Genomic DNA, 7341 nt, shown 5'->3' on the forward strand with positions numbered 1-7341 from the left:
CACCCGTCCTCCCCCACCGTCGTCGTCACCATCCCCGCGCTCACCCTCCTCGGTGCTGACGACCGCCCCGCCACCCTTGACGGCTACGGCCCCATCGACCTCGACACCGCGCGCCGTCTCGCCGGCGAAGCGAGCTCCTGGGTTCGCCTTCTGACACACCCCGTGAGCGGAGCGCCACTCGTGCTCGATCGACAGACGTACCGTGTTCCCGCGGCCCTTCGGCGCTGGCTCGGCGTGACCTCACCAACCTGCGTCTTCCCCGGTTGCAATCGGCCCGCACACGATTGCGACCTCGACCACCTCACCGCCTGGGCCGACGGCGGCACCACGGATGCCGACAACCTCGCGCCGGAGTGCCGCCACCACCACCGCCTCCGACACGGGACGCGGTGGACGCCGACGCAGGCCCCCTCAGCAGGCGACCTGCAATGGACATCCCCGCTCGGCGGAACGTACGGCACTGATCCGCCGCCGTTCTGAGCGCGAGGCGAGCATCGCCCTCGCCGCCCACCGCCCCCATGGACGGGCGAGCATCACCGGAATGTCACACTGGTCCCGTGACCTGCCGCATCGCGACCATTCAGATGGAAGCCGTCCCGGGCGACATCGACGCGAATGTCGCTCTCATCACCCGCCTCGTGGACGACGCCGCGTCGGGAGGAGCAGATCTGGCCCTCTTCCCCGAGGCCGCCGTCACCGGGTACGACGACCGCGCCTTCGCCGGTCCCCTCCCCGAGCTCCGCCCGGGCGGATGGTGGGCCGCCGTACAAGACGCTGTCGACCGCACCGGCGTCATCGCCGTCGTCAACACCGCTCTCGACAGGGAGGGATGCCGCACCCTCAGCGACGTGATCCTCTCCCCCGGTCGCGAACCCCTCGCGGCCTATGACAAGCAGCACCTGCACGACAGCGAACGCTCCCTCTTCACGCCCGGAGATCACGGCACCTCGTTCGTCCTGAACGACCTGCGCTTCGCCCTCTCGGTCTGCTACGACGCGAACTTCCCCGAGCACGCTGCCGCCGCGGGCCGGGCTGGGGCGGACGTCTACCTCAACAGCGGCGCGTATTTCCCCGGGGGCGAGCACCGTCGCGATCTCCACTACGCCGCTCGTGCCCTCGACAACGGCATGTACGTGGTCTTCAGCGGCCTCCTCGGCGGGCCGCACGCCTTCATCGGAGGCTCCGCCGTCTTCGATCCGCTCGGCCGACGCATCGCCGCGGTCGGCGAGGGCGAGCACGTCGCGTTCGCCGACCTCAGCGCGGAGGTCATCGGCGAGACCCGCGCGCGCCAGCGGATGTGGGCGGATCATCGTGACGGGCTGGGCCCCGACCGCCCCCTGGGGTCGTTCCACACGGCCAACGCGGCGCGCTGACCGCTGAAGCGCCACCGTCCACCCGGCGCGGGCACCCCCCGTCGCACCCGACGGGAGCACCGCCGTCACACCCCGCGCCGGTACCCCATCACACCCCGGCGCGAGCGCCCCCATCACGCCCGGCGCAGGCACCCGTCATTCCCGCACAAGGCCAGCGAGCACCGCTCTCCCCCATTCCCACTCTCCGAGACCGCTCGCGGCGTTGAGGTGCCCACGCTCCCCGGCATTGCGGAAGGCGCTTCCCCATGCGGATGCGAACCGTTCCGCGACATCGATCGGGCAGTACGGATCATCGGAGCCGGCGATCACCGCGCTGGGGCACGCGAGCGGTCGAGCCTCGACGCCCGCGAAGCTCGGAGCTGCGGTCCGGGGAAAGCGGTCACCCGCCGGGTTCGGAGGCGCGACGAGCAGCATGCCCGCCACCGTCGTGCGTTTCTCCCGCGCGTCCCACTCGGCCGCCGCCCAGCACCCGAGGCTGTGCGCGATCACGATGACATCCTCGCTCGATGCGGCGCGCTCGGTGACAGCGCAATCGATCGCCTCCACCCAGTCACCGAGGTCGGGCTCATCCCACGATCGGGGCGACACCCGGACGGCCGCCTCACCCCACCGTCTTTCCCAGAGGGTCTGCCAGTGCTGCGCGCCCGATCCTCCGATGCCGGGAACGACGACGTATGCCACCATCGAGAGCCACCTTTTCACTCGCGCACCGCGTCGGTGCGCGGCATCCTGTCCGCGATCATGATGGATCTCCTCGTCGGATTCATCTCCCGCAAGTGATGTATAGGAGATCGGAACCCAGAACGATGGAATCACTCGACGCGATCGACCACCGCATCCTCGAACTGCTGCAGAACGACGGACGACTGTCGGGAGCCGAGGTGGGCCGTCGGGTCGGCCTTTCTCAGCCCGCCGCCAGCGCGCGGATCCTGCGCCTCGAACGCGCGGGCGTCATCGCGGGGTACCGCGCGGTGATAGACCCCGCCGCGGTCGGGCTCGTCATCCACGCCGTCATCCGGCTGCGCACCACGCACGCGCTGCTCGCTCAGGCCCGTGAGCTCGCCGAGCGCCTCCCCGACATCACGTCGATGGTCCGCGTGACCGGAGACGACTGCCTGCTGTTCGACGTCAACTGCCCGGACGCCGCGAGGCTGGAGAAGGTGGTCGACGCCCTGGCGCGGTTCGGTCCGGTGACCACGTCACTCGTCCTCAGCACCTACCCGCCGAAGCCGTTGCTGCCCGCGAAGGACGCCTGACGGACGAACACGCACCGGCCACGCCCGTCCCCGGGGCTCGCGCGACGGTTCCCCGCGGCCGCCCACCCGTCACGCACGCCCTCGGAAAAACGAAGCCCCCCGTCCCGAAGGACGAGGGGCTCGCGAAGCGAAACCGCTGAAGATCAACGACCGCCGAAGTTCTTGAAACGCTGGTTGAACTTCTCGACGCGACCGGCCGAGTCCATGATGCGCTGCTTGCCCGTGTAGAACGGGTGCGAAGCCGACGAGATTTCCACGTCGATGACGGGGTACTCCACACCGTCCAGCTCGATCGTCTTGTCGCTCGAGACGGTCGAGCGGGTGAGGAACGTGTCGCCCGAACCGAGGTCGCGGAACACGACGGCCTTGTACGTGGGGTGGATGTCAGTCTTCATGGGAGGTCCTTTGAGAAGTGGTGCCCTGGATTCTGCCAGGACGTCAAAGTCTGCGGCGCCGAAGGCACCAGCGTGAGAGTCTACCAGGCTCGCGCGCGAACTCGCGCGCGACGTCAGACCGCGCGAGCCGCGTAGCGGCCGGCCTCGTGCGTGAGGGTGATCTCGAGTCCGAACGTCCTCGAGAGGTTCTCGGCCGTCAGCGCGTCCTCGAGCGGGCCGGATGCCACGACCTCGCCGTCGCGCAGCAACAGCACGTGCGTGAAGCCGACGGGGATCTCCTCGACGTGGTGCGTCACCATCACCATCGCGGGCGTCGTCGGCGCCTGGGCGTAGCCCGACAGCAGCGCGAGCAGCTCTTCGCGGGCACCGAGATCGAGGCTCGCGGTGGGCTCGTCGAGCAGCAGGAGCTCGGGGTCGGTCATGACGGCCCGCGCGATCTGGACGCGCTTCTGCTCGCCGTCGCTCAGCGTGCCGAACGTGCGATCGGCCAGGTGATCCAGACGCCATTCGGCGAGCACGCGCAGCGCGCGGCGCTCATCGATGTCGTCATACTGCTCACGCCACCGACCGGTCACCGAGTAGGCCGCGGTCAGCACGACGTCGAGGACCGTCTCCTCGGGCGGCACGCGGCGCGCCATCGCCGACGAGGCGAAGCCGATCCGCGGGCGCAGCTCGAACACGTCGGTGCGCCCGAGCTGCTCACCGAGGATCGTCACCGAACCGGAGGTGGGGTGCAGCAGAGTGTCCGCGAGCTGCAGCACGGTCGTCTTGCCGGCACCGTTGGGACCGAGCACGACCCAGCGCTGATCGTCGTCGACGCTCCAGTCAAGATGGGACACGATGTCCCGCGTGTTCCGGCGGACGACGACGTCGGAGAACTCGAGAACCTGGGGCATGGATCTAGCCTAACGGCCCGGACCCCTCCGCCCGGATGCCACGCGGCCCGCTGTGGAGAGGTGCGCGGCGCGCTCGCGCTCCCCTCTTTCGCGCAACCGCCGCGCACAGCTCCGGGGCACCCGGCCACGAACCCGCGACCGACACCCGCTCGGCATCCCTACTTCCCCGCGACCTCCGCGTACAGCGCCGCCGTCGTCTGCGCGATCGCCGCCCAGCTGAAGTCGTCGATGGCGCGCTGACGACCGGCCTCCCCGTAGGCGCGGGCCGTGTCGGCATCCGTCACCACCTCGGTGAGCACGCGGGCGAGGTCTGCGACGAAACGCTCGGGGTCCACGGGCGTACCCGTCCCATCCTGGACCTGCTCGATCGGCACGAGTCGTCCGGTGACGCCGTCGACGACGACCTCCGGAATACCCCCTGTCGCCGTTCCCACGACGGCCGCCCCGCAGGCCATCGCCTCGAGGTTGACGATCCCCAGCGGCTCGTACACCGACGGGCAGACGAACGTCGTCGCTGCGGTGAGGATCGCGCACAGCTCGTTCCGCGGCAGCAGACGGTCGATCCACACCACGCCGTCCCGGGTGGCCTGGAGCCCGCGCACGAGCTCCTCGACCTCCGCCATGATCTGCGGGGTGTCGGGAGCTCCCGCACACAGGATCAGCTGCACGTCGGCCGGCAGTCGCTCCGCCGCACGCAGCAGGTAGGGCAGTCCCTTCTGCCGGGTGATGCGCCCGACGAAAACCACCGACGGCCGAGACGGATCGATACCGACGGATGCCAGGAACTCTCGATCCGACACCGGATGCCACGCCTCGGTGTCGATGCCGTTGTAGATCACGCGCACCTTGGCGGGGTCGAGCGACGGGTAGCTGCGCAGGATGTCATCGCGCATTCCCGAGCTGACCGCGACGACCGCCGCGGCGCCCTCGTACGCGGTCTTCTCGATGTAGCTCGACACCGCGTACCCGCCGCCGAGCTGCTCGGCCTTCCAGGGCCGCAGCGGCTCCAGGCTGTGGGCGGTGACGACGTGAGGGATGCCGTGGAGAAGGGATGCCAGGTGCCCGGCGAAATTCGCGTACCAGGTGTGCGAGTGCACGACGTCGGCTCCCGCGACGTCGGAGACGATCTCGAGGTCGGTACCGAGCGTCTGGATCGCACCGTTCGCCGAACGCAGTTCCGCCGGCACGCCGTACGAGGTCGTGTCGATTTCGTCGCGCGCGGCGCCGAACGCGCGCACCTGGACCTCGGTGCCCTCCGCCCGCAGCGCCTTGACCAGTTCGGTCGCGTGGACCCCGGCTCCCCCGTAGATCTCCGGCGGGTACTCCTTGGTCACGATGTCGACGCGCATGAGACGAACCGTAGTACAGCGAAAGGCGCGCCGTGCACGTGTTTCCGCATCCGCATCCGACCCCTAGTGTGGTGCCATGCCTGCAGCGCCGAAGGTCTTCGGAATCATCCTCGCCGGCGGCGAGGGAAAGCGACTCATGCCCCTGACGGCGGATCGCGCCAAACCCGCCGTCCCCTTCGGCGGTCAGTACCGCCTGATCGACTTCGCGATCTCGAATCTCATCAATTCGGGCCTGCGCCAGCTCGTCGTGCTGACGCAGTACAAGTCGCACAGCCTCGACCGTCACATCTCGCAGACGTGGCGCATGTCGCCCATGCTCGGCGCGTACGTGGCATCCGTCCCCGCCCAGCAGCGTCTCGGCAAGCGCTGGTTCTCGGGTTCGGCCGACGCGATCCTGCAGTCGATGAACCTCATCCGCGACGAGAAGCCCGACATCGTCGTCGTCATCGGTGCCGACCACGTGTACCGCATGGACTTCAAGCAGATGCTCGACGCCCACATCGCCTCCGACGCGCGGGCCACGGTCGCCGGCATCCGTCAGCCGATCTCGCTCGCGAACCAGTTCGGCGTCATCGACACCGACCCGAGCGACCCGACGAAGATCCGCGAGTTCCTCGAGAAGCCGCAGAACCCGACCGGTCTCGCCGACGCCCCGCACGAGGTGCTGGCGTCGATGGGCAACTACATCTTCGACGCCGACGCCCTGGTCGACGCCGTCACCCACGACGGCGAACTGCCCACCTCGGCGCACGACATGGGCGGCGACATCGTGCCGTACTTCGTCAACCGCGGAGAAGCGGCCGTGTACGACTTCAACCGCAACGACGTGCCGGGCTCGACGCCGCGCGACCAGTCGTACTGGCGCGACGTGGGCACGATCGAGTCGTTCTACGACGCGCACATGGACCTGATCTCGACCCTGCCCATCTTCAACCTCTACAACACCGACTGGCCGATCTACTCGCAGACGTTCAACGCCCCGCCGGCGAAGTTCGTACGCGACTCGGTCGGCCGCATCGGCAACGCGATCGACTCGATCGTCTCGCTCGGCTCGGTGCTGTCGGGAACCCACCTCGAACGCAGCGTCGTGGGCCCCTGGGCCCTCGCCGGGGGCGGATCGACGATCACCGACTCGGTGCTCTTCGACAGCGTCCAGGTCGGAGCGGGAGCGCGCATCCACCGCGCGATCCTCGACAAGAACGTCGTCCTCGAGCCCGGTGCCACCATCGGCGTCGACCGCGAACGCGACCTCGCGCGCGGCTTCACCGTCACCGAGACCGGCATCACCGTCGTCGGGAAGGACGCGCACGTCCGGGCCTGATCCCGGATGCCGATGAGCCGGCATGCAGAAGGGGCGGTGACCGTACTGGTCACCGCCCCTTCCGCATGTGGTTCCGGTGTGCGGTCAGACGCCGACGCGCTGGAACGCGTCGTGGCTGATGCCCTTCTCGAGGACGACCTTGGACCACTCGCGGGCGCTGTGCAGGCTGTGGTCGCGGTAGTTGCCGCAGCTGAAGGCGTCGGTGCCCGGCACGTCCTCCCACTCCACGTCCTCGGCGATCGCCCGCAGCGAGTCGGAGATCGCCTCGACGACGGCGGGAACCTCGGGCTCGCCCCACATGATGACGTGGAATCCGGTGCGGCATCCGAACGGAGAGATGTCGATGAGACCGTCGATGCGATCGCGCACGAGGCTCGCGAGAAGGTGCTCGATGGTGTGCAGCCCCGCCGTGGGGATCTCGCCCTCATTGGGCTGGACCAGGCGCAGGTCGAAGTTCGTGATGACATCGCCGCGGGGGCCCGTCTCGGTGCCGATCCGGCGCACGTAGGGGGCCAGCACGGCGGTGTGGTCCAGGGTGAAGCTCTCGACGTCGGCCATGAGGATCCCTTCTCAGAAGTCTGGAGTACCGGAGAAGCCTACGCGCGGGCGCGGACATCGGCGAAGCGCTGGCGTGGGGCGCGTGCCAGCGCCCGCACGCGCGACCGCGCGGAGAGCCGGTGCCCGCGCGCGACGGACTTCGGCGAAGCGCCGGCGTGGGGCGCGCGCTCGCGCCCGCACGCGCGACCGCGCG

Annotated in this window: 9 protein-coding genes; 4 read left to right on the plus strand and 5 right to left on the minus strand. The window is 69.4% G+C overall.

The window, feature by feature from the left end:
- Both NS220_RS18065 and NS220_RS18070 read left to right on the plus strand, forming a co-directional pair.
- Window positions 1–480, plus strand: a 480-nt coding sequence (locus tag NS220_RS18065; RefSeq protein WP_153004363.1) for an HNH endonuclease signature motif containing protein, incomplete at its 5' end; no start/stop codon positions are given.
- 77 nt (window positions 481–557) lie between these two features.
- Window positions 558–1373, plus strand: coding sequence for a carbon-nitrogen hydrolase family protein (locus NS220_RS18070; RefSeq protein ID WP_081323263.1), 816 nt, complete (start codon window positions 558–560; stop codon window positions 1371–1373).
- Between the two features lie 135 nt (window positions 1374–1508).
- On the opposite strand, the gene NS220_RS18075 is transcribed toward NS220_RS18070, so the two are convergent.
- Window positions 1509–2057: an RBBP9/YdeN family alpha/beta hydrolase gene (locus NS220_RS18075; RefSeq protein WP_058625368.1), complete on the minus strand. Its 549-nt coding sequence runs from the start codon at window positions 2055–2057 to the stop codon at window positions 1509–1511.
- Between the two features lie 122 nt (window positions 2058–2179).
- Between NS220_RS18075 and NS220_RS18080 the strand changes: the two genes are divergently transcribed.
- Complete coding sequence (locus NS220_RS18080) at window positions 2180–2629, plus strand: Lrp/AsnC family transcriptional regulator (RefSeq protein ID WP_058625369.1); 450 nt, start codon at window positions 2180–2182, stop codon at window positions 2627–2629.
- A gap of 143 nt (window positions 2630–2772) precedes the next feature.
- Here NS220_RS18080 and NS220_RS18085 read toward each other — a convergent pair whose 3' ends face one another.
- The 3 genes from NS220_RS18085 to glgA all read right to left on the minus strand — a co-directional run bounded on the left by NS220_RS18085 (window position 2773) and on the right by glgA (window position 5269).
- Complete coding sequence (locus tag NS220_RS18085) at window positions 2773–3024, minus strand: type B 50S ribosomal protein L31 (RefSeq protein WP_013586710.1); 252 nt, start codon at window positions 3022–3024, stop codon at window positions 2773–2775.
- A gap of 113 nt (window positions 3025–3137) precedes the next feature.
- Window positions 3138–3920: an ABC transporter ATP-binding protein gene (locus NS220_RS18090; protein ID WP_058625370.1), complete on the minus strand. Its 783-nt coding sequence runs from the start codon at window positions 3918–3920 to the stop codon at window positions 3138–3140.
- Between the two features lie 158 nt (window positions 3921–4078).
- The gene (gene glgA, locus NS220_RS18095) at window positions 4079–5269 is read right to left on the minus strand and encodes a glycogen synthase (protein WP_058625371.1); all 1191 of its coding nucleotides are present in this window, start codon (window positions 5267–5269) and stop codon (window positions 4079–4081) included.
- Window positions 5270–5345: 76 nt separating this feature from the next.
- Here glgA and glgC point away from each other — a divergent pair, with 76 nt between their 5' ends.
- On the plus strand, window positions 5346–6590 hold the full coding sequence (glgC, locus tag NS220_RS18100; RefSeq protein WP_058625372.1) for a glucose-1-phosphate adenylyltransferase: 1245 nt from the start codon (window positions 5346–5348) through the stop codon (window positions 6588–6590).
- A gap of 84 nt (window positions 6591–6674) precedes the next feature.
- Here glgC and NS220_RS18105 read toward each other — a convergent pair whose 3' ends face one another.
- Window positions 6675–7148 (minus strand): S-ribosylhomocysteine lyase, encoded by a 474-nt coding sequence (locus NS220_RS18105; protein WP_058625373.1) that lies wholly within the window; start codon window positions 7146–7148, stop codon window positions 6675–6677.
- Between the last annotated feature and the right edge of the window lie 193 nt (window positions 7149–7341).

This window comes from Microbacterium testaceum (assembly GCF_001476655.1).
Classification (GTDB): Bacteria; Actinomycetota; Actinomycetes; order Actinomycetales; family Microbacteriaceae; genus Microbacterium; species Microbacterium testaceum_C.

Coding starts and splice junctions, on each gene's coding strand:
- glgA (WP_058625371.1), bottom strand. CDS start 5,269: ATGCGCGTCGACATCGTGACCAAGGAGTACCCGCCGGAGATCTACGGG.
- glgC (WP_058625372.1), top strand. CDS start 5,346: ATGCCTGCAGCGCCGAAGGTCTTCGGAATCATCCTCGCCGGCGGCGAG.
- NS220_RS18075 (WP_058625368.1), bottom strand. CDS start 2,057: ATGGTGGCATACGTCGTCGTTCCCGGCATCGGAGGATCGGGCGCGCAG.
- NS220_RS18105 (WP_058625373.1), bottom strand. CDS start 7,148: ATGGCCGACGTCGAGAGCTTCACCCTGGACCACACCGCCGTGCTGGCC.
- NS220_RS18080 (WP_058625369.1), top strand. CDS start 2,180: ATGGAATCACTCGACGCGATCGACCACCGCATCCTCGAACTGCTGCAG.
- NS220_RS18090 (WP_058625370.1), bottom strand. CDS start 3,920: ATGCCCCAGGTTCTCGAGTTCTCCGACGTCGTCGTCCGCCGGAACACG.
- NS220_RS18085 (WP_013586710.1), bottom strand. CDS start 3,024: ATGAAGACTGACATCCACCCCACGTACAAGGCCGTCGTGTTCCGCGAC.